Annotated in this window: 24 protein-coding genes and 1 pseudogene; 16 read left to right on the top strand and 9 right to left on the bottom strand. The window is 62.5% G+C overall.

Going from position 1 to position 26,109, the window contains the following annotated elements; all coding sequences use genetic code 11:
- The 4 genes from AC0L26_RS24280 to nhaA form a co-directional block, all read left to right on the top strand.
- A partial coding sequence (locus tag AC0L26_RS24280) for an ATP-dependent helicase C-terminal domain-containing protein (protein WP_473634857.1) occupies positions 1 to 1,112 on the top strand: 1,112 nt, incomplete at its 5' end.
- A 460-nt stretch (positions 1,113 to 1,572) separates the two neighbouring features.
- Positions 1,573 to 2,898, top strand: coding sequence for an ActS/PrrB/RegB family redox-sensitive histidine kinase (locus AC0L26_RS24275; protein ID WP_473634863.1), 1,326 nt, complete (start codon positions 1,573 to 1,575; stop codon positions 2,896 to 2,898).
- 63 nt (positions 2,899 to 2,961) lie between these two features.
- Positions 2,962 to 3,525: an ActR/PrrA/RegA family redox response regulator transcription factor gene (locus tag AC0L26_RS24270; protein ID WP_473634856.1), complete on the top strand. Its 564-nt coding sequence runs from the start codon at positions 2,962 to 2,964 to the stop codon at positions 3,523 to 3,525.
- Positions 3,526 to 3,866: 341 nt separating this feature from the next.
- On the top strand, positions 3,867 to 5,063 hold the full coding sequence (gene nhaA, locus AC0L26_RS24265) for a Na+/H+ antiporter NhaA (protein ID WP_473634855.1): 1,197 nt from the start codon (positions 3,867 to 3,869) through the stop codon (positions 5,061 to 5,063).
- A gap of 285 nt (positions 5,064 to 5,348) precedes the next feature.
- On the opposite strand, the gene AC0L26_RS24260 is transcribed toward nhaA, so the two are convergent.
- The gene (locus tag AC0L26_RS24260) at positions 5,349 to 5,849 is read right to left on the bottom strand and encodes an MmcB family DNA repair protein (protein ID WP_095484288.1); all 501 of its coding nucleotides are present in this window, start codon (positions 5,847 to 5,849) and stop codon (positions 5,349 to 5,351) included.
- 89 nt (positions 5,850 to 5,938) lie between these two features.
- Here AC0L26_RS24260 and AC0L26_RS24255 point away from each other — a divergent pair, with 89 nt between their 5' ends.
- From AC0L26_RS24255 to AC0L26_RS24240, 4 genes are all read left to right on the top strand, one after another.
- The gene (locus tag AC0L26_RS24255; protein ID WP_473634854.1) at positions 5,939 to 6,532 is read left to right on the top strand and encodes a Panacea domain-containing protein; all 594 of its coding nucleotides are present in this window, start codon (positions 5,939 to 5,941) and stop codon (positions 6,530 to 6,532) included.
- The gene (locus tag AC0L26_RS24250) at positions 6,525 to 6,893 is read left to right on the top strand and encodes a hypothetical protein (protein WP_473634853.1); all 369 of its coding nucleotides are present in this window, start codon (positions 6,525 to 6,527) and stop codon (positions 6,891 to 6,893) included. The genes AC0L26_RS24255 and AC0L26_RS24250 overlap by 8 nt, the downstream gene beginning before the upstream one ends.
- A gap of 486 nt (positions 6,894 to 7,379) precedes the next feature.
- The gene (locus tag AC0L26_RS24245) at positions 7,380 to 7,643 is read left to right on the top strand and encodes a type II toxin-antitoxin system Phd/YefM family antitoxin (RefSeq protein ID WP_473634852.1); all 264 of its coding nucleotides are present in this window, start codon (positions 7,380 to 7,382) and stop codon (positions 7,641 to 7,643) included.
- 27 nt (positions 7,644 to 7,670) lie between these two features.
- Positions 7,671 to 8,018, top strand: coding sequence for a type II toxin-antitoxin system RelE family toxin (locus AC0L26_RS24240; RefSeq protein ID WP_473634851.1), 348 nt, complete (start codon positions 7,671 to 7,673; stop codon positions 8,016 to 8,018).
- 366 nt (positions 8,019 to 8,384) lie between these two features.
- Here the strand turns inward: AC0L26_RS24240 and AC0L26_RS24235 are convergent, their stop codons facing one another.
- Entirely contained in the window at positions 8,385 to 8,684 is a 300-nt protein-coding gene (locus AC0L26_RS24235; RefSeq protein ID WP_473634850.1) for a DUF1330 domain-containing protein, read from the bottom strand.
- A gap of 152 nt (positions 8,685 to 8,836) precedes the next feature.
- On the opposite strand from AC0L26_RS24235, the gene AC0L26_RS24230 reads away from it, so the two are divergent.
- Positions 8,837 to 9,163, top strand: a complete 327-nt coding sequence (locus AC0L26_RS24230) for a GYD domain-containing protein (protein WP_473634849.1) — start codon at positions 8,837 to 8,839, stop codon at positions 9,161 to 9,163.
- 80 nt (positions 9,164 to 9,243) lie between these two features.
- Here the strand turns inward: AC0L26_RS24230 and AC0L26_RS24225 are convergent.
- Positions 9,244 to 9,303: pseudogene (locus AC0L26_RS24225) on the bottom strand (hypothetical protein); the annotation flags it as partial.
- A gap of 246 nt (positions 9,304 to 9,549) precedes the next feature.
- Here AC0L26_RS24225 and AC0L26_RS24220 point away from each other — a divergent pair.
- Positions 9,550 to 10,167 (top strand): L,D-transpeptidase, encoded by a 618-nt coding sequence (locus AC0L26_RS24220; protein WP_473634848.1) that lies wholly within the window; start codon positions 9,550 to 9,552, stop codon positions 10,165 to 10,167.
- A gap of 100 nt (positions 10,168 to 10,267) precedes the next feature.
- Here AC0L26_RS24220 and AC0L26_RS24215 read toward each other — a convergent pair whose 3' ends face one another.
- From AC0L26_RS24215 to trpS, 3 genes are all read right to left on the bottom strand, one after another.
- Positions 10,268 to 10,837 carry a NifU family protein gene (locus AC0L26_RS24215; RefSeq protein WP_095493837.1) on the bottom strand — a complete coding sequence of 190 codons (570 nt, stop codon included), beginning with the start codon at positions 10,835 to 10,837 and terminating at the stop codon, positions 10,268 to 10,270.
- Positions 10,838 to 11,021: 184 nt separating this feature from the next.
- Complete coding sequence (locus AC0L26_RS24210; RefSeq protein ID WP_354489316.1) at positions 11,022 to 11,513, bottom strand: universal stress protein; 492 nt, start codon at positions 11,511 to 11,513, stop codon at positions 11,022 to 11,024.
- A gap of 87 nt (positions 11,514 to 11,600) precedes the next feature.
- Complete coding sequence (trpS, locus tag AC0L26_RS24205) at positions 11,601 to 12,683, bottom strand: tryptophan--tRNA ligase (protein ID WP_473634847.1); 1,083 nt, start codon at positions 12,681 to 12,683, stop codon at positions 11,601 to 11,603.
- A 420-nt stretch (positions 12,684 to 13,103) separates the two neighbouring features.
- Between trpS and AC0L26_RS24200 the strand changes: the two genes are divergently transcribed.
- Together AC0L26_RS24200 and AC0L26_RS24195 are read left to right on the top strand one after the other, a co-directional pair.
- Positions 13,104 to 13,349 (top strand): type II toxin-antitoxin system VapB family antitoxin, encoded by a 246-nt coding sequence (locus AC0L26_RS24200; protein ID WP_473634846.1) that lies wholly within the window; start codon positions 13,104 to 13,106, stop codon positions 13,347 to 13,349.
- Positions 13,349 to 13,753 (top strand): type II toxin-antitoxin system VapC family toxin, encoded by a 405-nt coding sequence (locus AC0L26_RS24195; protein WP_473634845.1) that lies wholly within the window; start codon positions 13,349 to 13,351, stop codon positions 13,751 to 13,753. Before AC0L26_RS24200 ends, AC0L26_RS24195 begins: the two co-directional genes overlap by 1 nt.
- On the opposite strand, the gene murJ is transcribed toward AC0L26_RS24195, so the two are convergent.
- Entirely contained in the window at positions 13,728 to 15,326 is a 1,599-nt protein-coding gene (gene murJ / locus AC0L26_RS24190; RefSeq protein WP_473634844.1) for a murein biosynthesis integral membrane protein MurJ, read from the bottom strand. The two genes, AC0L26_RS24195 and murJ, sit on opposite strands and share 26 nt — an antisense overlap.
- A gap of 46 nt (positions 15,327 to 15,372) precedes the next feature.
- The gene (locus AC0L26_RS24185; protein ID WP_473634843.1) at positions 15,373 to 18,174 is read right to left on the bottom strand and encodes a [protein-PII] uridylyltransferase; all 2,802 of its coding nucleotides are present in this window, start codon (positions 18,172 to 18,174) and stop codon (positions 15,373 to 15,375) included.
- 233 nt (positions 18,175 to 18,407) lie between these two features.
- Between AC0L26_RS24185 and AC0L26_RS24180 the strand changes: the two genes are divergently transcribed.
- The 4 genes from AC0L26_RS24180 to AC0L26_RS24165 all read left to right on the top strand — a co-directional run bounded on the left by AC0L26_RS24180 (position 18,408) and on the right by AC0L26_RS24165 (position 23,151).
- Positions 18,408 to 20,912, top strand: coding sequence for a heavy metal translocating P-type ATPase (locus AC0L26_RS24180; protein ID WP_473634842.1), 2,505 nt, complete (start codon positions 18,408 to 18,410; stop codon positions 20,910 to 20,912).
- A 42-nt stretch (positions 20,913 to 20,954) separates the two neighbouring features.
- Complete coding sequence (copM, locus tag AC0L26_RS24175) at positions 20,955 to 21,341, top strand: CopM family metallochaperone (protein ID WP_473634841.1); 387 nt, start codon at positions 20,955 to 20,957, stop codon at positions 21,339 to 21,341.
- Positions 21,342 to 21,450: 109 nt separating this feature from the next.
- Positions 21,451 to 22,296 carry an aldo/keto reductase gene (locus tag AC0L26_RS24170; protein WP_473634840.1) on the top strand — a complete coding sequence of 282 codons (846 nt, stop codon included), beginning with the start codon at positions 21,451 to 21,453 and terminating at the stop codon, positions 22,294 to 22,296.
- A gap of 132 nt (positions 22,297 to 22,428) precedes the next feature.
- Complete coding sequence (locus AC0L26_RS24165; RefSeq protein WP_473634839.1) at positions 22,429 to 23,151, top strand: MBL fold metallo-hydrolase; 723 nt, start codon at positions 22,429 to 22,431, stop codon at positions 23,149 to 23,151.
- A gap of 149 nt (positions 23,152 to 23,300) precedes the next feature.
- Here the strand turns inward: AC0L26_RS24165 and mutS are convergent, their stop codons facing one another.
- A complete protein-coding gene (gene mutS / locus AC0L26_RS24160) occupies positions 23,301 to 26,018 on the bottom strand; it encodes a DNA mismatch repair protein MutS (protein ID WP_473634838.1) in 2,718 nt (905 codons plus the stop codon).
- Positions 26,019 to 26,109: the final 91 nt, after the last annotated feature.

Here is a 26,109-nt window from a genome sequence, read left to right as displayed (position 1 = left end):
CCCGCCCCCGCCCCCCCCCCCCCCCCCCCCCCCCCCCCCCCCCCCCCCCCCCCCCCCCCCCCCCCCCCCCCCCCCCCGCCGATGGCGTGCCCGATCCGACCCCACCCCGCTCCGCTTCGCGGATCGACCCTCCCCTCAAGGGGGAGGGTAGCGCTGGCGCCCTTCTCATCCATGCCTGGCCGGACCGCGTCGCCAGGGCACGCGGCGAGCGCGGCCGTTTCGTGCTGGCCAACGGCTCGGGCGCCATGCTCGACACCGCTGATCCCCTGGCAGGCGAAACCTGGCTCGTCGTCGCCGATCTGCACGGCAAGGCGCAGAATGCCCGCATCACGGCAGCAGCGGCGATAGACGAGACCGACATTCGCGCTTCGCTCGCCGACAAGATCGAGACAAGCCGCGAAACGAGCTTTGACCGTGACAGGCGCGCGGTGCGCGTGCGCGAAACCGTTCGCCTCGGCGCCATCACCCTATCCGAACGCATGCTGCCGGCTCCGTCAGGTGCTGACGCGGATCGCGCTATCCTCGACGCCGTGCGCGAATACGGGCTGTCGCTTTTGCCGTGGGGCAAGGAAGCGGAGATGCTGCGCCAGCGCCTGTCCTGGCTGCATCGCGGCCTCGGCGCGCCTTGGCCCGATGTTTCCGACGCGGCGCTCATCGACAGTCTCGATGACTGGCTGCTGCCGTTTCTTTCCGGCGCGGCGTCCTTTGCTGCGATCGACCAGGGCGTGCTTTCGGCCGGCCTCATGGCATTGGTGCCGCACGATCTCCAGCGCCGGATCGAGGCGCTGGCGCCAACCCATTTCGACGCGCCGTCGGGCAGCCGCGTGCCGATCCGCTATGATGGCGAATGGCCGGTGCTGGCGATCCGCGTCCAGGAACTATTCGGTCTCGACCGACACCCTTCGATTGCGAATGGCACCGTGCCGCTGACGCTTGAGCTTTTGTCGCCGGCGCACCGGCCGATCCAGACGACCCGCGACCTGCCCGGCTTCTGGCGCGGCTCCTGGGCCGACGTGCGGGCCGACATGCGCGGCCGCTACCCCAAGCACGTCTGGCCGGAGAACCCGCTTCTCGCCGCTGCCACCAGCCGCGCCAAACCGCGCGGTAGTTGATGCAGCATCGCAAACCTTCGAGAATAGCCGAATCCTCCCGTCCCTTCGTCATCTAGGGCGGAGCAGGAGCGAAGCGACGTCGCGGAGACCCTAGGATCCATGCCGTGACATCTGTGGCACACAAAGACGGACCAGAACCGAGTGCTTCTTCGCACCGATGGGCAAAGCAGATGGTGATGACAAGCTGAAGGGTAGTTGGCGCAGTTGTGAAACGGGCACCATTCTCAGCCGCTGCATTCTTCGGCTGATGTCACGGAATGGATCCTAGGGTCTGCGCTCCGCTTCGCGTTCGCTCCGCCCTAGGATGACGAAGGCATGGTGGCTGACGGCTAATCGCCAACGTCGGAGATTGGCCGCTGGATCAGCAGCGACCGTCCGCAGTCCCTTCAGGCTCAATCAGAGGCAAATCCTCTATGCGGAAGAACTGGACCATGTCCTTTCCCGGCTATAATCCTTGACCATGATAAACATCCTGCAGGCGCCCGACTTCCAGCAAAGCCAGCGGCTGCGCCTCAACACGCTGATCAGGCTGCGCTGGCTTGCCATTGTCGGCCAGAGCCTGGCGGTTCTCGTCGTTGCCTATGGGCTGAAATTTCCGCTGCCGGTCAGCCTCTGCTTCGCGCTGATCGCCTGTTCGGCCTGGATGAACCTGCTGCTGACCTTCCGTTATCCGGCGGCGCATCGGCTCACGCCGCTGCCGGCTTTTGCCATCCTGACCATCGACAGCCTGCAGCTTGCCGGCCTGCTCTACGTGACCGGCGGCCTCACCAATCCGTTTTCGGTGCTGGTCACCGTGCCCGTGGTCATCTCGGCGACGTCGCTGCCGCTGCGCCTGACCGCCATCCTTGGCGCGCTGGTGATGGTGGCGGCAACCTTGCTGGTCTTCTTCCATATGCCGCTGCCCTGGTATGAGGGCGCGCCCCTGGAGATGCCGTTCATTTATGTCGCCGGCATATGGATGGCGGTCTTTTCCTCGATCGCCTTCACTGCGATCTACGCCTTCCGCGTGGCCGAGGAAGCTCGCCTGCTCGCCAACGCGCTTGCCGCCACCGAACTGGTGCTGCAGCGCGAGCAGCATCTATCTGCACTGGACGGTCTCGCCGCCGCCGCCGCGCATGAGCTGGGCACGCCGCTTGCCACCATCGCCCTTGTCGCCAAGGAGATGGAGAAGGCGCTCCGCAACGATCCGAAATACGGCGAGGACGTGACGCTGCTGCGCTCGCAGAGCGAGCGTTGCCGCGAAATCCTCAAGCGGCTGACCAGCCTGTCGTCCGAGGGTGAGGCGCATCTCTCGCGTTTGCCGCTGACCTCGCTGGTCGAGGAGGTGACGGCCCCGCACCGCGATTTCGGCATCTCGATCAAGCTTCGCCCCGGCGAGCGCATCGGCCCCGAACCGGTAGGACGGCGCAATCCCGGTGTCATCTACGGCCTCGGCAATCTGGTCGAGAATGCCGTCGATTTCGCCCGCAAGACCGTCACCGTGCGCTGGAGCTGGAACGAGGCCACTGTCACCTTCTCGATCATCGATGACGGCCCGGGCTTCCCTCCCGAAATCATCGACCGCATCGGCGAACCCTACATGTCGACGCGCCAGGGCACCGAGGCCGGCGGCGGCCTGGGACTGGGGCTTTTCATCGCCAAGACCTTGCTGGAACGCTCGGGCGCAACGCTCGATTTCCGCAACTCAAACGAGCCGGGCGAGGGCGCCGTCGTGCAGATATCGTGGCCGCGCAGCGTCTTCCTCAATCCTGAATCGGCTTCGGCCACCATGTTTGACACGGCGTGAATTGGACAATGGCGCTCCGAAACTATATCTGCGTAAAAATCAGGCAGCAGGAATTTTATGACGATGAGCAGCGACGAAACGATTGGCGCAATGGTTGAGGGCGACGACACCTCGCTGTTGATCGTCGACGACGACAAGCCGTTTCTCACGCGGCTTGCCCGTGCCATGGAAACCAGGGGCTTCGTGGTCGAGACGGCCGAGAGCGTCGAGGAAGCCGTGGCCAAGGCGCGCGCCAACCCGCCGGCCTACGCGGTTGTCGACATGCGGCTCGCCGACGGCAATGGCCTCGATGTCGTGGCCGCCATCCGCGAGAAGCGCGACGACGCCCGCACCATTATCCTCACCGGCTATGGCAATATCGCCACCGCGGTAACGGCGGTGAAGCTTGGCGCCGTCGACTACCTGTCGAAGCCGGCCGACGCCGACGACGTTTTCGCAGCCCTTACCCGCACTGCGGGCGAACGCGCCGCACCGCCCGAAAATCCGATGTCGGCCGACCGCGTGCGCTGGGAGCACATCCAGCGAGTCTACGAAATGTGCGACCGCAACGTCTCCGAGACCGCGCGCCGGCTCAACATGCACCGCCGCACGCTGCAGCGGATACTCGCCAAGCGAGCGCCGCGCTAAACCCGGCTTCGTCATCCTTGGGCGTAGCGACGCGAAGCGGAGCAAAGACCCAAGGATCCATGCCGTGATGTCAGCCGCGGAGCGCAACGGAGCAGAACTCTGTACCGTAGCAGCGCTCTGAAGCCCCGGCATGGATCCTATGGTCAGCGCGGCGTCGCGTCGCTCCTTACTCCGCCATAGGATGACGAAGTGATGGGCGTTTCGGCCAATCTCCGAGGCATGCGGTCTGCCAATGTGAACTCTATACGAATCGAGGAAACTAAGCGCCTTGCGTCGCCAGCAACGCCTGCGCATCATCCCGCAAAGTGATTCCGTCCGACCGGGGACATGGCGGAGGCGACATGCAGGACGACAAACAGCGGCCGATCTCCATTTTTCGCGAATTCCTCGACAGCGAGGCGGCCGGCGGCATCATCCTGATGGTGGCGGCAGCACTTGCCCTGATCGTCGCCAATTCGCCGCTGGCCGAAACCTATTTCGCCGCCCTTCACGCCTATCTGGGACCGCTCAGCGTATCGCATTGGATCAATGATGGCCTGATGGCCGTCTTTTTCCTGTTGGTCGGCCTGGAGATCAAGCGCGAGATGCTTGACGGACAGCTCTCGACGTGGCCGCGGCGCGTCCTGCCCGGCGTCGCCGCCGCCGGCGGCATGCTGGTGCCGGCGCTTGTCTATGTCGCCATCAACCGCAACGACCCAGCCGCTCTGTCCGGCTGGGCGATCCCGACCGCCACCGACATCGCCTTTGCGCTTGGCGTGCTGTCGCTGCTCGGCAGCCGCGTGCCGGGGTCGCTGAAAGTATTCCTCACCGCGCTTGCCATCATCGACGACCTTGGCGCCGTCATCATCATCGCGGTGTTCTACACAAGCGGCCTGTCGCTCGCCTATCTCGGCGCGGCCTTCGCCGTCATCGCCGTGCTCATCGTGCTAAACCGCATGAACGTGCTGACGCTGCTGCCCTATCTCGTGCTTGGTGCCGTTCTGTGGGTGCTGGTGCTGAAGTCAGGCGTCCATGCCACGCTCGCCGGCGTGGCGCTGGCCTTAACCATACCCTTGAAGGTCTCTCCCGGCATCAGCCATGATCTCGACCATTCGCCGCTGCACCGGCTCGAGCACGGGCTGCACAACATCGTGCCTTTCTTCATCATCCCGATCTTCGGCTTTGCCAACGCCGGCGTTTCGCTGGCCGGCCTGAGTGCTGCCGCTCTGGTCGAGCCGCTGACGCTGGGCGTCGCCGCTGGCCTCGTCGCCGGCAAGCTGGTCGGCGTATTCGGCTCTTCGGCGCTTGCCATCCGGCTCGGCCTTGCCGATCTGCCGGTCAATGCCGGCTGGCTGCACATGGTCGGTATTTCGCTGCTCTGCGGCATCGGCTTCACCATGAGCCTGTTCATCGGCCTGCTCGCCTTCGCCAGTAACGTCGAGCTGCAGGACGCGGTGAAAGTCGGCATCCTTGCCGGATCCTTCATCGCCGCAATCCTCGGCGCCGCCGTGCTGCTGGTAGCGCCGGCTGCGAACGGGTCGGACGAGGACGAAGAGTAGAGCGGCTTGCAGCTCTTGGGTTCCTCGCCCCCGCGAAGCGGGGGAGAGGTGGCCCGGCGCAGCCGGGACGGAGAGGGGACGGCGCTCGCGAAACCAGAACCCGTTAAAGGGGTACAAGATTGGCTCATCAGGAGCCCCTCGAAACAACGAACTCCGGACGCCGCGAAGACCCCTCTCCATCCCGGCTTCGCCGGGCCACCTCTCCCTACTTCGTGGGGCGAGGAACCTAGGTCTGCGAAAGCCAGCCGCTGCCGGCAGCTAAAGGAGCGGCACCAACGTCGAGAATTACTCGCTCTCGCCCTCCAGCGCCGGCACCGAGACCCCTGCGAGTTCCGCCGCGAGCAGCCGCGATGCGCCGGCCCGCGCGATTCTCAGCATCAGCGCCTTGCGCGTCGCCGCCGCCATGCGGTGCTCGGGCGCATCGCGCAGGATTTCGGCGCCGTAGCCGTCGGAGAGGATGAAACCGCATTCCTGCGGAAAGATCTCTGAGGGCACGCCGGGATGGGTGGCGAAGAAGAAGCGGTCGGAGTGCAGCCGGTAGTCAGGCCATTTGCGGTCGACCCTGAAATCCTCGATCGAGGATTTGATCTCGATGATCCAGATGTCGCCCTGCCGGGTCAGCGCGACGAGGTCGGCGCGGCGCCCGGTCGCCAGCGACAGCTCGGGCAGCACATGCGCGCCCATTTCCTTGAGCAGCCGCTGCACGCCGCGCCGCACGAGCATCGCGCGCTCCGACTGGCGTCCGTCGATCAGGGGGTTGAGGGGTACAGGCGAGATGATTGGCATGGAGGCACCATGCCAGATTCTGTTCACGGTTTGAACCTGTTTTTGAGGGGCGGTTATATGTTTGATAAACTCGAATTGTGAGGTGGGTCGTGCCTGTCAAGAGCATTGATGACATCCGGCATGAGAATCACTATGTTCTGGCGGCGTTTCGCGGTTGGCGAAACCGTTGGAGCATCATGGCCCCTCTGCCCCGTCCTGCTCATTCCGTTCTAGGGATAGCGAACGAATTTCTTGCCCGTGCGGCCAAGGAAGAAGAGTCGTTGACGCCAATGCAGCTTCAGAAGCTTTGCTATTTGGCGCACGGGTTCTCTCTTGCGCTCTTCGATAAGAAATTAATCAGGGATAAGATCGAGGCGTGGGATTGGGGGCCGGTATTCCCAGAGCTGTATGACGCCATCAAGAAGTACGGCAGCGGGTCTGTCTCCGATTATATCTGCGAGAACAATTGGGCCGCGATGCCTCACATTCGCGGTGACGTGGTGGAGGAACTTCTCTCCACCAAAGAGGCGAGACTCATCGACAAGGTGTGGGAAGAGTACGGCGGATTTGAAGGGTTCCAACTGTCTGCGCTTACTCACGAAGACGGGTCACCGTGGGACGTGGTATACGTCCCTGGGAAACGTAACATTCCGATCCCCGACAAGTTGATTAAAGAGTATTTCGTCGGGATTACAGATGGCTGATGCCGACCTTGAAAACTTATTAAGCCGAATCGGCAAGGGCGTTCCCGCAGTAAAGGCGGAAAAGACACCCGACCAAAAGGATATAGCTGAAGTCGTCGATCTTGATTTTGAGCGGAAGCTTGCGGGTGTCCGCAATGAGTGGATGCTCATTGGGCTTCGCGAAAAATATGGTCAAAATATTATAGACTTCCTTTGGGTATATTTTGTCTTTGCCATGTCAGTATTGTTTTTTGACGCCTACCATATTGGTGGGTTTGATCTGCCGGACATCGTTTTGACCGCGATTGTTGGTGCGACGGCAGTTAGTGTACTAGGCGTCGTTGGGACGGTTGCGGCGGGCCTGTTCAAGCCACCCTCATGATAATTCACTAGACAAGCGGTAGGGGAATGGCGATCCCCTTCATAAGGGGAGATAGAGCGCGCTGTACTTTCTGCCCCTGGTACCCACATTTTAGGCAACACTAAAACGAACCCTTGACGGCGCAAAACGAGTCGCCTTTTATATGCTATGCGTTCCTGTTGAGAGCGCGACCGGAAGTCCTGAGCCCGGTCTTTTACCCGGATTTTGTGCGTTTTGCCCGCGTTCGCGACCCGTCGCGAGGTTGCAAGCGCATGCCTTGATCTGAGGCAAAGGGAGAACTGTCGGACTGGAATAAATTGTCTGTTTGCACTATATTTAGTGTTTGTAGATATACCAGCGACTACATTACGTTTGACGGGACCAGTGCGCCTTGCCCCATATTCTCCCGATGACGCAGGTGTTTACGTATTGTTTCCGTTTTGGTCGCACTCTTGACATCAAGTTGTACAAAACGTACATCTTGTACGAAATCAAGAAGGAGCGATCATGCCTGTAACCATGCGGGAAATTTCGGCGTCGGAGGCCCGTAGCAGATTTTCGGAGGTATTTGACGCAGCATACCATGGTAGCCCGGTCGTAGTCAGGAAGCACTCCAAGACCGTCGCTATTATCTCAATGGAGCTTCTAGAATCGCTTGCGGAACTAGAAGCGAAAAACGACACTGCAAAAGCACGTAAAGCGTTGAAGGAATTCTTAAAGTCGGGAGGAACGCCAATGTCACAGATTAAAAAGGAGTTGGGATTTGACTGACTCCAATAACCCGGGGGGAGGCCTCCTTTGGACGATCTCGAAGTTGTGTTCTCTCCCGCCGCCCGGCGGGAGATAAGGAAGCTTGCCCGTGACGTTCAAGGGTTAGTTTTTGATACTTTAGAAAAATTGCAAAAGGTTCCTCGACCACGGGGAGTAGAGAAGATACAGGGTCATCCTGACTTCTTTCGCGTCAAAGCCGGTCATGATCATAGAATCATCTACCATGTCCTACGCGAAAGGCTGCTAGTTGTCCTTGTGATCCGAGATCGTAAGGAAGCCTATCGAGGCCTAGACGATCTTGATGGAAAACTTGGCGCTGCTTTGCAGTCCATAGATGAGGAAGTGCGCGTCAGGCTTGGCCTAGGCGCTGGATAAATCAATCAGCCTTTTTTGGCGTCTTGCTGTCTTTTGGCAGCGGCGCCTCACCACCTTCTTCAATACGCGATCAAGGCTTCTGGTCCGCCTCCAGTTCCCGGGCAGTCTCCCGGAACTTGTCCACTTGACTCTGTGAAGTGTGTGGCTTTGTTTGGCGATTATCTGGCTGACAAACCCAACGGACATAATCGATTACATCGGAACAGATCGGCGCCAGTGGGCTGGTTGGAGGCCTGAGTGGAATTGAACCCACTACATCGGTTTTGCAGACCGATGCCTCTATGCCTAATCCATCAGCGCTTAGTCAACCTGTCGACGCCCGGACGGCCTTTCTCTGGGCGATTATCTCGGCCGACAACCCGGCCTTCAACCGGCGGGGATCACGCCCTCCAGAGCAATGATCCTCGTCTTTGCGCAGCGTTCGCGGATAGCTTTGAGCCGGCTATATTCTGGAGAGTCGTACCACGCCATGAGCGAAGCCATGTCCGGGAATTCGACGATGACCAAGCGATGAGGTTCCCAATCGCCTTCCAGCACCTTGGTGGCTCCGCCGCGAGCGATGTACCTTCCTCCAAAGCGCGCTTCGGTTGCTGGTACATCCCGGCGGTATTCCTCGAAAACGGCGGCATCGGTTATGTCCACATCAGCAATGAGATACGCTGCCATTGGCCTTACTCCCTGAAGAGAGCCAGTGGAGCACCTCCATTAGCGGCCCCGCAACTAAGCCAGCGGTACTACGCCCCGGAAACGACTCGCCTTCTCCCTGTATCGGGCGCTTTACTACGTCAGTTGGGGGCAGCTCTGGGAGGAGACGAACCATGCCGATGTATCTTACGAAATTCAGCTATACGCCCGAAACCTGGGCGCGCTTGATCGAAAACCCTGAGGATCGCCGCGAGGCGGCCCGTTCCTACATCGAATCGGCGGGCGGAAAGCTGCACGGGTTCTGGTACGCCTTCGGAGAGCACGATGGCTGGAATCTGTGGGAGGCCCCAGACAATGTCTCGATGGCATCTGTCATGCTGGCTATCGGTGCGGGCGGGGCGCTCAGCTCGCATGAGACCACCGTTCTCCTAAGCGTCGAAGAGACGATGCAAGCGCTTGGCAAGGCAAAGTCGATCCGGTATCGCCCGCCCGGGTCGTAAGCCCCGCCCGTTCGCGGCTTCTGCAAGGTCGAGTGCATCGACTGCAGCTCGCGCACCTTCTCCTCGATTGCCGTCACGTGCGCGGCGGCGATCTCGCGCACGTCATTGGCTGGCGCGGCTGCGGTCCTGTAGAGCGCCATCAGCTGGCGGCAGTCGTCGATGGAAGATTGCGCGCACGGCACAGGGAAGTCAGCCGCCCCATTGAATTTGCTACATAATCTTATGATAGACGTTGCCGAAAAGCCACAGTTGCGGACTTACCGTCATGTAAGCCCCTGCATATAGGCATCGCGCGCTTGGCAAGCAAAGCAAATGCCAGCATGAATGATGGTGACAAAGCGGCCGTCTCGAGCCGCTCTATTTCGGGCGGGGCATCGGACCTTTTCATGCGCATGAAGCCATTTGCAATCGTCGCCGCAGTTGCGCTGTCGGCCGCCATCGCTGGTTGCAGCACCATCGGCTCGCAGATCTTCACCAATAACTATGGTGCGATGACCGATGCTGGCTATCGACTGCCGCGCATTCCGATCGAGAAGGTGCCGTCCAAGTACCGCCGGCAGGTGGTCAACTACGACACGGATGAAAAACCGGGCACCATCGTCGTCGATACGCAGAACAAGTTTCTCTATTACGTCATGGGCGGCGGCGAGGCGATGCGTTACGGCATCGGCGTCGGCCGCGAAGGTTTTGAATGGCGCGGCACCGCCCGTATCGCCGTTAAGCGCGAATGGCCGACCTGGACGCCGCCTTCGGCGATGATCAAGCGCCAGCCGGAACTCGCCAAGTTTGCCGGCGGCATGGAGCCGGGATTGACCAACCCACTCGGCGCGCGGGCTCTCTATCTGTTCAATAGGGGCGGCGATTCGGGATACCGCCTGCATGGCAGCCCGGAGTGGAACTCGATCGGCAAGGCGATGTCGTCGGGCTGCATCCGGCTGATGAACCAGGATATTATCGACCTTTACGACCGCACCTCGGTCGGCGCCAAGGTTATCGTTCTCTAGAGCTCATACGCGGACCGTCTAGGCAACAACTGACGTCCAAAAACAGAAAACCGGGCAATTCGGCCCGGTTTTTTGTTGTCGCGAGAAGGCGAATGGAGCCTTAAGAGACCTGTTCGACCTGCTGAACCTCGGGCACAAAATGCCGGAGCAGGTTCTGGATGCCGTGCTTCAGCGTCGCCGTCGAGGATGGGCAGCCGGCGCAGGCGCCTTTCATGTGCAGGAACACGGTGCCGTTTTCGAAGCCCCGGAAGGTGATGTCGCCACCGTCCTGCGCGACGGCCGGGCGCACCCGCGTGTCGAGCAGTTCCTTGATGGTGATGACCAATTCCTCATCGGCCTTGTCGTAGAACTCGCCGGTCTGGCTGGTCTCGGCGGCGGGACCGGCCTTGGCCATGACAGGTGCGCCGGACATGAAGTGTTCCATGATGGCGCCGAGGATCGCCGGCTTCAGATGCTGCCAGTCGGGACCGTCCTTGGTCACGGTGACGAAATCATAGCCGAAAAAGACGCCGGTGACGCCCGGGATCTCGAACAGCCGGCCGGCCAGCGGCGACGCTGTGGCGGCGCTGTCGGCATCGCGGAAATCAGCCGTGCCTTCGACAAGCACTTCCTTGCCGGGCAGGAACTTCAATGTCGCCGGATTTGGCGTCGATTCGGTCTGGATGAACATGGATATCTCCGTGCCCATTTGGGCAGATAGTTTGGAATAATTCTAAATAGGCCTTATCGGCTGGACATTCAAGCGAAACGCATCGCCGGAATGGCTGGGGCGGAATGTTTTTGCTAGCGCCCTAAAAGCTTTGAGATGTGTCGAGATTCAGGTCAGGCCGACCTCACCTGAATATCGGCACATCTCAGGCTAGGCTGTCGATCTCCTCGTCGGACAGGTTCTGCGGCACCACAGTCACCGGGATAGGGAAGGCGGCGCCCTTGCCGGCGACCGCGCCGACCAGCGGCCCCGGCCCCTCCTTGCCGGCGCCAGCCGCCAGCACGAGGATGGCAATATCCTGGTCCTCCTCGATCAATTTGTGGATCTCTTCCGTCGGCTTGCCTTCGCGCACCACCAGTTCCGGCTCGATGCCGAGCTTCTGGCGCACCTTGTTGGCATAGCTGTCGAGGGCCGCGCGAGCCGTCGCCATAGCCTCCTCGCGCATGATCTTCTCGACACCCAGCCAATGCTGGAAATCGTCCGGCTCGATCACATAGAGCAGCACCAGCACGCCGCTGGTGCTCTGCGCGCGCTTCGAGGCGTAGACGACGGCTCGCTCGCATTCGGGCGTGTCGTCGATGATCGCCAGGAATTTGCGGCGATGGCCGGCTTCGCGGCTGAGGCGTTTGGAGACCATATTCTACCTTCGATAATTTCGGTCGCAATCTGCCACCGCCACAGCCCGGCCGCAAGCGACCGGCGGGTGCAGCGATGTTGGTGCAGATTAGCCTTGCAGCAGGCCGATGATGTCGCGCACGGTCTTCATCGTCGCCTCGGCCAAGGCGCCGGCGCGCTCGCCGCCATCCCTGAGCACCGCGTCGACATAGGCGCGGTCGTCGGAAATGCGGCGCATTTCACCGGCGACCGGCGCCAGTTTTTCCACGGCAAGGTCGGCCAGCGCCGGCTTGAATACCGAAAACTGTTGGCCGCCGAACTCTTTCAGCACCGCCTCTTTCGATATCTCGGCGAGACCCGCATAGATGCCGACGAGGTTTTCCGCTTCGGGCCGGCCGGCAAGGCCGTCCAATTCTCCGGGCAATGCCTCGGGGTCGGTCTTGGCCTTGCGGATCTTCTTCGAGATGGTGTCGGCATCGTCGGTTAGATTGATGCGCGACAGGTCCGACGGATCCGACTTCGACATTTTCTTCGAGCCGTCGCGCAGCGACATGATGCGCGCCGCCGGTCCGCCGATGATCGGCTCGGTCAGCGGAAAATAGCCGTTCACCGTCTCCTCACCGACCTTCATCTCGACGCCGACGCCAAGGCCGGCGATGCGGTCCGAAAAGTCGTTGTTGAATTTCTGCGCGATGTCGCGTGTCAGCTCCAGATGCTGCTTCTGGTCCTCGCCTACAGGCACGTGGGTGGCGCGATAGAGCAGAATATCGGCTGCCATCAGGCTCGGATAGGCAAGCAGCCCGAGCGAAGCGTTCTCGCGGTCCTTGCCGGCCTTGTCCTTGAACTGCGTCATCCGGTTCATCCAGCCAATGCGCGCCACGCAGTTGAAGATCCAGGCAAGCTCGGCGTGCTGCATGACCCGCGACTGGTTGAAGACGATGTGCTTCGTCGGGTCGATGCCGGAGGCGAGAAACGCCGCGGTGATCGCGCGCGTCTGGTCCGCTAGATCCTCATGCACGAGCTGCGCAGTCAGCGAATGCAGGTCGACGACGCAATAGATGCAATCGGAGGTGTCCTGCAGGGCGACGAATTTCTTGATAGCGCCGAGATAGTTGCCGAGATGCAGATTGCCGGTCGGTTGGACGCCGGAAAAGACGAGTGGCTTGAAGGCGAGTGGCTCAAAGGCGGGCATGATGTCCTCATGGCTTGTGGAGGGCCGTTTCGCGCGCGGCGAAAGTCTTTCGACGGCGCGCTTATGGACGAGAGCGAGGAGAGGATCAAGAGGCTGCCGGATAGACGCAGGGCCTCGGACTCAGCTTGGCAAAAACGCCGCGGAAGGTGCTGTTCGCCGAAGCGTGAAACGAAAAACCCGCTTCGCTGGCGGATCGTGGCGCATCTCCGCACCATGAATAAATTCCTAGCATAGCTGCCATCACCTGTCAAGCTCAAACTACCCACAGTTGGTTGTGAAGGGAGGGCGCCAAGCTTTGCGGCCAGCCCTTTCCTCGGGTTGAGGGGCGGTCGAAATCGACAATCGGCCGCAGACATGTTGACACGATAATGTAGGTAGCTACATAATTTTAGCTACATTACTCAACAAGGCAAAGTGCCAATGACAATCAACATCAACAACAAGGAAGCAGACAGCCTGACGCGTGCCTTCGCGAAGGTCGAGGGCGTCGGCATCACCGAGGCGATCGTGATCGCCATGCGTGAAGCTCTGGAGCGCCGGCGTAATCGCGAGACTCCGCTTGAGACGGCGGCACGGCTCCGGGCCGAGTTCGGGATTGAGTTGAGCGAGCAGGCGCGCAACCCGCTGCCGCGCTCGGTCTATGACGATTTGTCCGGCGAAGACTGATGTTTGTCGACGCAGCCGCTATCGTCGCAGTGCTGAGCGACGAAGCCGAAGCCCAGCGCTGCGCGCAGGCGGTCATGGAAGCGTCGGCTCCATTCACGTCGGCGATCGCGGTTTGGGAAGCCGCGATGGCGCTTTCGCGACCGGAAAAGCTGGCCATACCGGTCGCCCTAAGCCTGAAGATTGTCAGCCGTTTTCTCGAAGAGCGGGCAATTGCCTTGCGGGAGCTTCCGCCTGCCCCGGACGCAACATCTCTGTCCGTTGAGGCCGCGTCGCGCTTTCGTAACAACGCTATTCGCCTGAACATGGCGGACTGTTTCCACTACGCTTGCGCGCGTTACTACGCCGTTCCGATGCTTTCGACGGCGGACGAATTCCGGCTTACGGATCTGGAGACTGTCCCCTGACAGGCGGCGATCCCCTCCGCGCCATATTACGCCGGATCATGCCGAAATCGGCGCCGCCGGTGGCGAAGGCGGTGACGAAATAAAGCAATGCCCCGCCGGCGACCAGCGCAAGAAGCGTCGTAGCCTTGATGATCAGTGGCGAGCCCGAGGCAAGCCTGGCGGCGAACCAGTGCTCGGCAAAATAGAGCGCCGCCCCCATCACCGCCGCCGACAGCACCAGCCGGGGAATGCGTCTCATCAGTGGCACGTCGCGGCCCCAATGGCCGCGCCGGATCAGCACGCCGAGCAGCATCAGCGCATTGACCCAGCCAGCGACGGCCGAGGCGACGGCGATGCCCGGCGCACCCATCGACGGGAACAGCGTCAGCGCGGTGGTGATGTTCACCGCCACCGAGATGGCGGCGAAGATCATCGGCGTGCGCGTGTCTTCGCGGGCGAAATAGCCGGGGGTGAACGCCTTGATCAGCACGAAGGCCGGCAAGCCCAGGCCGAAGATCGCCAGGATCGCCGCCACGACCGGCGTCGAGCCGTTGGCGGCAAATGCCCCGCGTTCGTAGACCAGCCCCACGATCGGCTCCGACATGACCAGCAGTGCCGCCGCCGCCGGCAAGGTCAGGAATAGCGTGAACTCCACCGATCGGTTCTGCAGATTGGCCGCTTCGACCAGATTGCCCGACTTCAGCGCCCGCGACAGTTCGGGCAGAAGCACAATGGCGACGGCCACCCCGACGACGCCGAGCGGCAGCTGATAGATGCGATCGGCGTAAGCCAGCGACGACACTGCACTGTCCTGCGCCGAGGCGATCGCCGTGCCGATCACCTGGTTGATCTGGGTGATGCCGCCGGTGATCGCAGCCGGCAGCGCCAGGATCAAGAGCCGCCTGACATTGGGCGTCATCTTTGGCCGGCGGAAGCCGATCGAGATGCCGGCATGGCGCACCGCAACCCAGACGATCGCCAGTTGCACCAGCCCCGCCGCCAGCACGCCCCAGGCCAGCGCGAAGCCGACAGTGCGCGCATCCGACCCCTGGTGCCAGGCATAGGCGAGCACGCCGATCAGGATGACGTTGAGGAACACCGGCGCCACCGCGGCGGCGAAATAGCGGCGCAGAGAATTCAGCATGCCGGCCATCATGGCGCCGAGCGACATGCAGATCAGGTAGGGGAACATGATGGTCGCGAGCCCGACCGTCATCTCGAACTTTCCCGGCGTGTCGGCAAAGCCCGGCGCCACCAGGTAGCGCACGATCAGCGGCATCGCCAGTTCCATGGCGATGGTCAGCCCCAGCAGCGCCGTGAACAGCACACCGAACACCTCTTCGGAAAAGCGCTTGGCGCCATCGGTGCCGTGCGTCTCGATTTCCTTGGCGAAGAGCGGCACGAAGGCGGCATTGAAGGCGCCTTCGGCAAACAGCCGGCGAAAGGTGTTGGGGAACTGGAAGGCAGCGTTGAAGGCGTCGGCGATCGGTCCGGTGCCGAGTGCCGCCGCCATCAGCATTTCACGGACAAAACCGAGAGCGCGGCTCATCAGCGTGCCGGAGGCGACCGTCGCGAATTTTTTGATAAGGCTCATTTGTGCAGAGGGTGCCTGCGTGATTGGGAAATATCGAGGGCGGCGTTCACTCGGCGGCGGCCTTGGCCTTGCCGCCGCGCTCGGGCACGGCGCCTTCGAGAGCCGCGATCAGCCTGTTGTGGATAGCGGTCATGCGCGTCGGACTGTCGATCTTCTGGCCAGTCAGGTCAGTGACATAGAAGGTGTCGATGACCTTTTCGCCGAAGGTGGTGATGTGCGCCGAGGCGATATCGAGCGACAGGTCGGATAAGGCTCCGGTGATCTCGGACAGCAGGCCCGGCCGGTCCAGCCCCTCGACCTCGATAACCGAGAACCGGTTCGACAGCGTGTTGCGGATTTCAGCGCGCGGCGGGATGCGGAAGACCTTGGCGCCGCGTCGCGGCTTGGTGCGCTTTTCGATCATCTCCGGCAGCCAGCTCTTGCCCGACAGCACGTCCTCGATCAGGCGGCCGACGCGCTCGGCGCGGCGACGCTCGTCCTCGTCGCGGTCGAACTCCCTCGAGATCAGGATAGTGTCCAGCGCACGGCCATCGGAGGTGGTGAAGATCTGCGCATCGACGATGTTGCCGCCGGCCGCCACACAGGCGCCGGCAATGACCGAAAGCAGGCGGGGATGGTCCTGCGCCAGCACGGTGATTTCGGTCACCGCCTCGAACTGGTGGGTCTTGATCATAGTGGCGAGCTTCTTGCCCGCCGCATCCGCCTCGCGAATGAATTCGGCGTGGCGAAGCTGGTCGGCGAGATCGACCGTCAGCAGATAGTTCTCGTAGTGCTGACCGACATAACGCTTGCGGGCCTTTTCGGGCCAATCGGCGAGCGCCTCGGCCAGCTTTTCGCGGGCAGCCGCGGTGCGCATCGCACGCGACACCTCTGAAAACCCGCCGGTCAAAAGCAATTCGGTCTCGTAGTAGAGCGTGCGCAGCAACTGCCCCTTCCAGCCGTTCCAGACGCCCGGCCCGACACCCCTGATATCGCAGATGGTGAGGACGAGCAGCAGCTTCAGCCGTTCGACCGACTGCACGATCGCGGCGAAGTCCTCGATCGTCTTGCGGTCGTTGAGATCGCGGGTCTGCGCCGTCATCGACATGACGAGATGGTTCTCGACCAGCCAGGCGACCGTTTCGGTGTCGGCCGCCGACAGTCCCATATGCGGGCAGATCCGTCGCGCGATCCGGGCGCCCGCTTCGGAATGGTCTTCCGGCCGCCCTTTGGCAATGTCGTGCAGCAGCACCGCGACATAAAGCGCCTCGCGGCTTTTCTTCAGCCCCGGCATCAGCGTGTGGGAGAGCGGATGGATCTTTTCACCATCGCCGCGCTCGATCTCGGCCAGCACGCCGATGCAGCGGATCAAATGCTCGTCCACCGTATAGTGGTGGTACATCGAGAACTGCATCATGGCGACGATCTTGCCGAAATCCGGGATCAGTTTTCCCAAAAGCCCCGCTTCGTTCATGCGCCGAAGGTTGAGTTCGGCGTTGCGGTCCGAGGTCAATATGTCGAGGAACAGCCGGTTGGCCTCCTCGTCGCGTCGGAGCGCCTTGCCGACGAGACCGAGCGAACGCGTCAACAGCTTCAGCGCATCGGGGTGGAATTCCAACCCGTGCTTATCGGCGAACCAGAACAGCCTCAAGAGATTGACCGGATCGCGCTCGAACACCTGGTCGTCGGCGATGTTGATGCGATGGTTGTCGATAATGAAATCGGACGTGCCGGCAAGTTTGCGCTTGCGGCGCGAGAAGGTGAGGAAGATGCGGTTGAAGCCAGGCACATGCTTGGCCTGCTCTTCCTCGAGCGCAGCGCAGAAAATGCGAGTGAGGTCGCCGACATCCTTGGCGACGAGGAAGTAGTGCTTCATGAAGCGCTCGACCGCTGACAGGCCCGGATGCGTGGTGTAGCCCAGCCGTTCGGCGATCTCGCGCTGGATGTCGAAATGCAGCCGTTCCTCGGCCTTGCCGGTGAGGAAATGCATGTGGCAGCGCACCGCCCACAGGAAGTCCTCGGCCTTCTGGAATTCCCGGTATTCGGTGCCGGTGAAGACGCCCTTGTCGACCAGTTCCTCGCCGGTACGCACCCGGTAGAAATACTTGCCGATCCAGAACAGCGTCTGCAGGTCGCGCAGGCCGCCCTTGCCGTCCTTGACGTTAGGTTCGACCAAATAGCGGCTTTCACCGGCCTTGGCGTGGCGTTCGTCGCGTTCGGCAAGCTTGGCTTGCACATATTCAGGCCCGGTCGTGCGCACCACCTCACGGTCGAAACGCTGCATGAGCTCGTCGTAGAGCTTCTGCTCGCCCCACAGGAAACGCGCCTCAAGGATCGAGGTGCGGATGGTGATGTCGGTGCGCGACTGCCGCAGGCATTCGTCGATGTTGCGGGTGGCGTGACCGACCTTCAGCCCCAGATCCCACAGCATGTAGAGCATGTATTCGACGATCTGCTCGCCCCATGGCGTCTGCTTGTAAGGCAGCAGGAAGAGGAGATCGATATCGGATCCCGGCGCCAGCGTGCCGCGGCCATAGCCACCGACCGCGACGACGGCCATGCGTTCGGCCGATGACGGGTTTTTGACGCGATAGACATGGCTGGCGGCGAAATCGTAGAGCGCGCGGATGATTTCGTCCATGAGATGCGACAGCCGGGCGGCGCAAGCGGTGCCGCTGCCATCGTCCATCAGCATGCCTTCGGCGGTGGTGCGGCCGGCGGCTAGCCTGCCCTTGAGAAGCTGGAGAACACCGGCGCGCGCAACCTTGCCGGAGCCGTCGCCTGCCGTGGCCGCGGTCAGCGCGGTCATCTCGCGGCGCAAGGCTTCGCCGTCGATCAGTTCATCAAGCTTCAGGGAGATCTTTGCCATAAGTGCCGTGCCGTTTCGGCGGCGTCTATAGCGCGTTTTCGCGGCGCTGGGTATGGGGCGGACCGACACGCTCTCCGCGGTAGTCGTCGATAACATTCAGCGGCGACTGGATGCGGGATTTTCTGCCGGCGGTTGGCGCGCGGCTCGGCAAGAAAAACAGAATTGGCCCTTGACCTTCCAGTCACTGGAAGCACTACGTCCGTTTCAAGATCGAGACAGAGAGGCCTTTCCGCATGACCCATTCCGACCACGACCATCACGCGCATAGCGGCTGCTGCTCGGCGAAAGCTGCTCCGTCCGTCGCGGACGCCGTCGTTCGCGATCCGGTCTGCGGCATGACCGTCGATCCGGCCGCCGGCAAGCCGACAGCCGAGCATGGCGGCCATCTCTATCATTTCTGCAGCGAGCGCTGCCGTTCGAAATTCACGGCCGAGCCGGAAAAGTACCTTACCGCCACCGACCCGGTCTGCGGCATGAATGTCGACCGCGCCACCGCCAAGCACTTTTCCCGGCACGAAGGCCAGGGTTTCTATTTCTGCTCCGCCGGCTGCAAGGTGAAATTCGAGGCGGAGCCGGCAAAGTATCTTGGCGATCGGCCGCTGCCGCAGGTGATGCCGAAAGGCACGCAATATACCTGCCCGATGCATCCGGAAGTCGTCCGCGACAAGCCTGGCGCCTGCCCGATCTGCGGCATGGCGCTGGAGCCGATGGGCGTACCATCAGGTGATGAGGGCCCGAACCCGGAACTGGTCGATTTCACCAGGCGCTTCTGGGTGAGTGCCGTGTTGTCCGTGCCATTGCTGATCTTCGCCATGGCGCCGATGCTCGGTGTGACGTTTAGCGCCTTCATCGAGGATTCGGCGAAGATCTGGGTGGAATTGGCGCTGGCGAGCCCGGTTGTCTTGTGGGCCGCTTTTCCCTTCTTCCATCGCGGCTGGGATTCGGTTCTCAACCGCAGCCCCAACATGTGGACGCTGATTTCGCTCGGCGTTGGTGCCGCCTATCTCTACAGCGTCGTCGCCACGCTGTTCCCGGATATATTTCCGCACCAGTTCCGCGGCCATGAGGGCACTGTGCCGGTCTATTTCGAGGCGGCCGCTGTCATCGTCGCACTGGTGTTCCTCGGCCAGGTGCTGGAATTGCGAGCCCGTGAAAAAACCGGCTCGGCGATTCGCGCGCTGCTCGACCTCGCACCGAAGACCGCTCGGCTGATTGGCGAGGACGGTTCCGAAAACGACGTGCCGCTCGACACGGTCAAGGCCGGCGATCGCCTGCGCATCCGCCCGGGTGACGCCGTGCCGGTCGACGGCATCGTGCTGGACGGTCGCTCTTCCATCGACGAATCGATGCTGTCAGGCGAGCCTCTGCCGGTCGAAAAGACTGAAGGCGACCCCCTCACCGGCGGCACGCTCAACAAGAACGGTTCGCTGATCATGCGCGCCGAGAGGATCGGCGCCGAAACCACGCTGGCGCGGATCGTCGAGCTCGTCGCCAAGGCACAGCGTTCGCGCGCGCCGATCCAGGGTCTGGCCGACCGCGTCTCCTTCTATTTCGTCCCGGCCGTCGTGGTGGTTGCGATCGTTGCGTTCATCGCCTGGGCGATCTTCGGGCCGCAACCCAGCCTGATCTTTGCCATCGTCTCGGCGGTCTCGGTGCTGATCATTGCCTGTCCCTGCGCGCTGGGGCTTGCCACGCCGATGTCGATCATGACCGCCACGGGGCGCGGCGCGCATGCCGGCGTGCTGATCAAGGACGCCGAGGCGCTCGAACGCTTTGCCTCGGTCGACACGCTGATCGTCGACAAAACAGGCACATTGACCGAAGGTCGGCCGAGCTTGACCGACGTCGTCGCTGCCGAGGGCACGACGGAAGATGACCTGCTGGCACTTGCCGCCGGCCTGGAAAAAGGCTCGGAGCATCCGCTGGCCGAGGCGATCGTCGAAGGTGCCCGTGAACGCGGGGTGGAGATTCCCGACGCCGACGGTTTCGAGGCGGTCACCGGCAAGGGCGTTTCCGGCACGGTGTCGGGAAAGAAGGTCGCGCTCGGCAACGCCGCGATGATGGCCGATCTCGGCATCGATATCGCGTCCGTCTCGACCAGCGCCGAGGCGCTGCAGGCTGCGGGCAAGACCGCGATGTTCGTCGCCGTCGGCAACGGACTGGCCGGCATCGTCGCCGTCGCCGACCCGATCAAGGCAACGACATCAGAGGCGATCAAGGCGCTGCACGAGCGCGGCCTGAAGATCATCATGGCAACCGGCGACAACGAACGCACGGCGAAAGCCATCGCCAGCAAACTTGGCATCGACGAGGTGCGTGCCGGCCTGCTGCCGGAACAGAAGAGCGCGCTGGTCGAGGAGCTGCGCGCCAGGGGCGCCGGCGTCGCCATGGCCGGTGACGGCGTCAACGACGCACCGGCACTGGCCGCCGCCGATGTCGGCATCGCCATGGGAACCGGCGCCGATGTCGCGGTCGAAAGCGCCGGGATTACGCTGGTCAAGGGCGATCTCAACGGCATCGTCCGGGCTCGCACGCTCGCCCAGGCGACGATCCGCAACATCCGCCAGAACCTGTTCTTCGCCTTCCTTTACAACGTGCTTGGCGTGCCGGTCGCCGCCGGCGTGTTCTATCCGCTCACCGGCTCTCTGTTGTCGCCGATGCTGGCGGCGGCGGCGATGAGCCTGTCCTCGGTTTCGGTCATCACCAACGCGTTGCGGCTCAGGACGTTGAAACTCTGAGCGAAATCCCCAGATAGGAATTCGTTCAAAAGGAGATCATGAATGACCTTGGCCAAGAAGATCGTGCTGCTGCTGATGGCGGCGGGAATGCTGCTTGCCGTTTTCCTCGAAAGCATTCCATCGCAAGCCCAGGAGATGAAGCACGACATGGGTGCGATGAGCGCGCAAAGCCCCTCGACCGACGGCTACAAGGCGGCGATGGACAAGATGCACACCGCGATGATGGCAATCGAGCATTCCGGTAATGCCGATGTCGATTTCGCCCGCGGCATGATCCCGCATCACCAGGCGGCGATCGATATGGCCAAAGTCGAGCTCGCCAATGGCAAGGATCCGGAAATGCGCAAGCTGGCTGAAGCGGTGATCGCGGCGCAGGAAGCCGAAATCAAGCAGATGCAGGATTGGCTTGCCGCCCATCCTGTGAAGTAGCCATCAGGCAGTCCGGGGGAAATTCAGGGCCGGGGAACTTCAGGGAAGGACTTTCATCTGGATTTCTCCCGAAGGCTGTGCTGCCATCGGGCCTCGACTGGAGCGCGCCATGCCATCAATGATGAGAACCACCACATTGCCCTCGGGCGAAACCGTTCCCGTGCTCGGTCAAGGCACGTGGAAAATGGGCGAGGATTTCAGCCGCCATGCCGATGAGGTCAACGCGCTGAAGCTCGGGCTCGATCTCGGCATGACGCTGATCGACACCGCCGAAATGTATGCCAGCGGCGGGGCCGAGGAGGTGGTAGCGGATGCCGTTGCCGGGCGCCGCGACGAGGTGTTCCTGGTCTCCAAGGTGCTGCCGTCCAACGCCTCGCGCACCGGCGTGCCGGCGGCCTGCGAGAGAAGCCTCAGGCATCTGCGCACCGACCGCATCGATCTTTATCTGCTGCATTGGCCCGGAAGCGTGCCGCTGACGGAAACGGTCGAGGCCTTCGAGGCATTGAAAAAGGCCGGCAAGATCCGCCACTGGGGCGTCAGCAATTTCGACACCCATGAGATGGAGGAACTGGTCAGCCTGCCGGCCGGCGACAGCGTCCAGACCAACCAGATCCTCTACAATCTGACCCAGCGCGGCCCCGAATTCGACCTTGCGCCCTGGAGCCGGCAGCGCGGCATTCCGCTGATGGCCTATTCGCCGGTCGATCAGGGCGTATTGGCGCGCAACGCCAAGCTCGAAGCCGTCGCCGCCCGCCACAATGCCACGCCGGCGCAAATTGCACTTGCCTGGGTGATGGCACAGCCAAGCGTCATCGCCATTCCAAAGGCCAGCAAACAAGAGCATGTCCGCCAGAATGTCGCTGCGCTCGATATCAGGCTCACCCCGGACGATTTCGCCGACATCGACCGCGCCTTCCCGCCGCCGACCCGCAAGCGCGGGCTGGAGATGATCTAGATTCCGAAAGTGGGAACTGGTTTTCAGAAGAACAGAGAGTGAGCATTGGAACGAATTTCAGCTGGGCATCATCACACGGCATACAAAATCGGGGATATGACGGTCACGTCGCTGCGCGACGGTTATGTTGACATGCCAACAAGGCGACTGCGCCAGCCTGGAAACATTGTATTCGGCGATAACCTGCCGTCGCAAGTTTCACTCATTGATGGCGCGCTCAGGTTATCCGTCAACGCCTTTGCCATCGATGACGGCGACGAAATCACGCTGATCGACACAGGGGCTTCGAACGCCTGGCACCCGACAATGGGGCATCTGCCCAAGGCGCTGCGCGAGGCGAAGATCGCCGTCGAGCGGGTGCGCACTGTTGCCTTCACCCACACCCATCTCGACCATATCCACGGGCTCATCCTTGCCGACGGTGGCGACGGCTTCCCGCAACTCTCACGCCTGCTTGTCCCGCGACTTGAGCTTGGCATGTTTCGCGAGGAGACAAGGCTGGAGCGTTTCCACGGTCGCGCCCGGCCCTTCGATCCTGGGCAGCGCCTTAATGCGCATGTCGATACGATCGCCACCCCTGGCCATGAAGTCGGCCACACCTGCTTTCGCCTTGTGAGCGACGGCGAAACACTATTGATCTGGGGCGACATTGTGCATGTGCCATCGCTTCAATTCGACCACCCGGAGATCGCGTGGGAATTCGACGCCGACCAGGAGCAGGCGAGGACAACCCGGCGGCAAATACTGGCGATGGCAACTGGCAACGCCTGCTACGTCGCGGGAGCGCATCTCGATTCACCGGGCGTCGGTATGGTTTCCCGCACCGAAACAGCCTTCCGCTTCGAGCCCTTGTAAAAGACTCTGGCCGAGCGCCGCCCGCGCCCGTTGCAGCGCGCGGGGGAAGACCGCCGTATCGTCGAAAGCGCGTCCCAGCGTGAGCGCGCGCCCTGGATGGCGCAGACTGTCTCTTCGGCGAGTTCGTCCGCCCTGGTCGGGCTGTGGTGCTACGGCTTCCCTACCATGCCCTTCAGCCGGTACAGCGCCTCCAGCGCCTCGCGTGGCGTCATTTCGTCGGGGTTGATCGCGCCGAGCGCCTCACCCAGCGCATCGTTCCTGGCCGGCTTCGGCGTCTCCCGCTTCAGCGCCACCGAAAACAGCGGCAGGTCGTCGACCAGCCGGTTCGCCTTGCCCGAGACCTCGCCGGCCTCGAGCTGGTGCAGCACCTCCCTGGCGCGGCCGACCACGGCTTCCGGCAGGCCGGCCAGGCGCGCCACCTGTACGCCATAGGAGCGGTCGGCGGCCCCCTTGCCGACCTCGTGCAGGAAGACCACGTCGCCCTCCCATTCCTTGACCCGCATGGTGACGTTGTGCAGTCGGGCGAGTTTGCTGGCCAGCGCCGTCATCTCGTGGAAATGGGTGGCGAAGATCGCCCGGCAGCGGTTCTTTTCGTGCAGATACTCGACCGCCGCCCAGGCGATCGACAGGCCGTCGAAGGTCGCGGTGCCGCGTCCGATTTCATCCAGGATCACCAGCGCGCGTTCGCCGGCCTGGTTGAGGATCGCCGCCGTCTCGACCATCTCGACCATGAAGGTCGAGCGGCCGCGCGCCAGATCGTCCGAGGCGCCGACACGCGAAAACAGCCGGTCGACCACACCGATATGGGCTGATGCCGCCGGCACGAAGGAGCCGGTCTGGGCGAGGATGGCGATCAGCGCGTTCTGCCTGAGGAAGGTCGATTTGCCGCCCATATTGGGGCCGGTCAGCAGCCATATCGCGCCGTTTTTGGCATCACCTTCCGGCGACAGGTCGCAATCGTTGGCAACGAACGGTCCTTCGCCCGAACGCCGCAGCGACTGTTCCACCACTGGATGCCGCCCGCCCGAAATTGCGAAGGCGAGGCTCGCATCCACCACGGGTCGGCACCAAGCTTCGCTTTCGCAAAGCAGCGCAAGTGCTGCCGAGACGTCGAGCACCGCGAGCGCTTCGGCGCCGGCGCGGATCGTGTCCGCCTGGCCGACCGCTTCCGCCGTCAGCCTGTCGAAGGCGGCGAGCTCTATCGCCAGCGCCCGGTCGGCTGCATTGGCGATCTTCGTTTCCAGCTCCGCCAGTTCCGTCGTGGTGAAGCGCATGGCGTTGGCCATGGTCTGCCGATGGATGAAGCGGGCCTTAGCCCCGTCGCTGCCGGTCATGATCGCATGGTGGTTGGCAGTGACCTCGATATAGTAGCCGAGCACATTGTTGTGTCGGATTTTCAGTGAGCGGATGCCGGTCTCGTCGATCAGCGAGCGCTCCAGCCCGGCGATTACTTTTCGCGACTCGTCGCGTAATGCCCGCATTTCGTCGAGTTCGGCGTGGTAGCCGCTGCGGACGAAGCCGCCGTCGCGCTTGAGCAGCGGCAGCTCGTCGCCGAGAGCCTGCGTCAGATGCTCGGCCAGCGGGCGCGGCAGCGCCTCGATCGCCGCCAGTGCGGCCGCCAGTTCTTGTGGAACGGCGGTCGCTCCAAACAGTTCGGCAATAGTGCGGGCTGCCTCGAACCCGGCACGCAGCGCGCCGAGATCGCGCGGGCCGCCGCGGTTGAGCGCCAGCCGGGACAGGGCGCGGGGCATATCAGCGACACTCTTCAGGCTCGCCCGCACCGCCTGGCATAGGCGTGTCTCGGACCGGAAGAAAGACACCGAATCCAGCCTTGCGCCAATTGCCGCCGGATCGGTCAGCGGCGCCATCAGCCGGTCGGCGAGCAGCCGCGCGCCGCCGCCGGTCACCGTGCGGTCGATTGCCTTGAACAGCGAACCCTCGCGGCTGCCTGACAGGGTGCGCAGCAGTTCCAGATTGGCGCGTGTCGCCGGATCGATGAACAGCGTCGAGCCCTGCTCCTCGCGCTCGGGCCGCGACAGCGGCGGCCGCTCGGCTTTCTGCGTCTTTTCGACATAGGCGACGACACCCGAGATCGCCGACAGTTCGGCGCGCGAAAACGTGCCGAAACTGTCCGGCGTCGCCACCTCGAAGAAACGGGCGATGCGGCCCGCGGCCGACGCCGAGTGGAACAGGCTCGGCGGCTGCGGATTGGCGACGCGGCCAAGCACGTCGAACACCGGTTTCAGCTCGGGATCGTAAAACACCGGCTCGGCGACGATCAGCTCGCGCGGGTCGACGCGAAAGACGTCGGCGAGCAGCCGGTCGGCGGTGGTCTCGGCAACGCGGAAGGCGCCGGTCGAGATCTCGATCCAGGCCAATGCAAAGGAATGTTGTTCCGCTCCGCCCTTCACCCGGCCAAGCGCCATCAGGAAACTCGATTCCGACGGCGCCAGCAATTTGTCCTCGGTGATGGTGCCGGGCGTCACCAGCCGCACCACGTCGCGGCGCACCACCGACTTGCCGCCGCGCTTCTTCGCCTCGGCCGGATCCTCGATCTGCTCGCAGACGGCGACGCGGAACCCTTGTCCGATCAGCTTCTGCAGGTAATCGTCGGCGGCATGCACCGGCACCCCGCACATCGGGATATCGAGGCCCTGGTGCTTGCCGCGTTTGGTCAGGACAATGCCGAGCGACCGGCTCGCCTTCTCGGCATCGTCGAAGAACAGCTCGTAGAAATCGCCCATCCGGTAGAACAGCAGCGAATCCGGGTTCGCCGCCTTAATCTCGATATACTGCTCCATCATCGGCGTCGCTGGCGCAAAGGCCGGCGTAGCGCTCTCGCTGCGAATGGGCGTTTCGTCGTTCAAGAAGCCGCTTCCAAAATTTTCCAAGCCACTGCTTGGCTGTTTACAGCGGCGAAGTGTAGCCTTAATCCCGAACGTTCCACAAAAGAAAGCA

The sequence above is a fragment of the Mesorhizobium sp. WSM4823 genome (assembly GCF_055811195.1).
The sequence above is the reverse complement of the archived record's forward strand: the minus strand, read 5'-3'. Positions and strand labels throughout refer to the sequence as shown.

What these genes read in the sequence shown, in the direction of transcription:
- AC0L26_RS24245 (WP_473634852.1), top strand. Translation starts at nt 7,380, where the DNA reads ATGCCTGTAACCATGCGGGAAATTTCGGCGTCGGAGGCCCGTAGCAGA.
- AC0L26_RS24210 (WP_354489316.1), bottom strand. Translation starts at nt 11,513, where the DNA reads ATGGTCTCCAAACGCCTCAGCCGCGAAGCCGGCCATCGCCGCAAATTC.
- AC0L26_RS24250 (WP_473634853.1), top strand. Translation starts at nt 6,525, where the DNA reads ATGGCTGATGCCGACCTTGAAAACTTATTAAGCCGAATCGGCAAGGGC.
- murJ (WP_473634844.1), bottom strand. Translation starts at nt 15,326, where the DNA reads ATGAGCCTTATCAAAAAATTCGCGACGGTCGCCTCCGGCACGCTGATG.
- AC0L26_RS24275 (WP_473634863.1), top strand. Translation starts at nt 1,573, where the DNA reads ATGATAAACATCCTGCAGGCGCCCGACTTCCAGCAAAGCCAGCGGCTG.
- AC0L26_RS24235 (WP_473634850.1), bottom strand. Translation starts at nt 8,684, where the DNA reads ATGGCAGCGTATCTCATTGCTGATGTGGACATAACCGATGCCGCCGTT.
- AC0L26_RS24270 (WP_473634856.1), top strand. Translation starts at nt 2,962, where the DNA reads ATGAGCAGCGACGAAACGATTGGCGCAATGGTTGAGGGCGACGACACC.
- trpS (WP_473634847.1), bottom strand. Translation starts at nt 12,683, where the DNA reads ATGCCCGCCTTTGAGCCACTCGCCTTCAAGCCACTCGTCTTTTCCGGC.
- AC0L26_RS24220 (WP_473634848.1), top strand. Translation starts at nt 9,550, where the DNA reads ATGCGCATGAAGCCATTTGCAATCGTCGCCGCAGTTGCGCTGTCGGCC.
- copM (WP_473634841.1), top strand. Translation starts at nt 20,955, where the DNA reads ATGACCTTGGCCAAGAAGATCGTGCTGCTGCTGATGGCGGCGGGAATG.
- AC0L26_RS24215 (WP_095493837.1), bottom strand. Translation starts at nt 10,837, where the DNA reads ATGTTCATCCAGACCGAATCGACGCCAAATCCGGCGACATTGAAGTTC.
- AC0L26_RS24230 (WP_473634849.1), top strand. Translation starts at nt 8,837, where the DNA reads ATGCCGATGTATCTTACGAAATTCAGCTATACGCCCGAAACCTGGGCG.
- AC0L26_RS24195 (WP_473634845.1), top strand. Translation starts at nt 13,349, where the DNA reads ATGTTTGTCGACGCAGCCGCTATCGTCGCAGTGCTGAGCGACGAAGCC.
- AC0L26_RS24180 (WP_473634842.1), top strand. Translation starts at nt 18,408, where the DNA reads ATGACCCATTCCGACCACGACCATCACGCGCATAGCGGCTGCTGCTCG.
- AC0L26_RS24200 (WP_473634846.1), top strand. Translation starts at nt 13,104, where the DNA reads ATGACAATCAACATCAACAACAAGGAAGCAGACAGCCTGACGCGTGCC.
- AC0L26_RS24170 (WP_473634840.1), top strand. Translation starts at nt 21,451, where the DNA reads ATGCCATCAATGATGAGAACCACCACATTGCCCTCGGGCGAAACCGTT.
- nhaA (WP_473634855.1), top strand. Translation starts at nt 3,867, where the DNA reads ATGCAGGACGACAAACAGCGGCCGATCTCCATTTTTCGCGAATTCCTC.
- AC0L26_RS24185 (WP_473634843.1), bottom strand. Translation starts at nt 18,174, where the DNA reads ATGGCAAAGATCTCCCTGAAGCTTGATGAACTGATCGACGGCGAAGCC.
- AC0L26_RS24165 (WP_473634839.1), top strand. Translation starts at nt 22,429, where the DNA reads ATGCCAACAAGGCGACTGCGCCAGCCTGGAAACATTGTATTCGGCGAT.
- AC0L26_RS24260 (WP_095484288.1), bottom strand. Translation starts at nt 5,849, where the DNA reads ATGCCAATCATCTCGCCTGTACCCCTCAACCCCCTGATCGACGGACGC.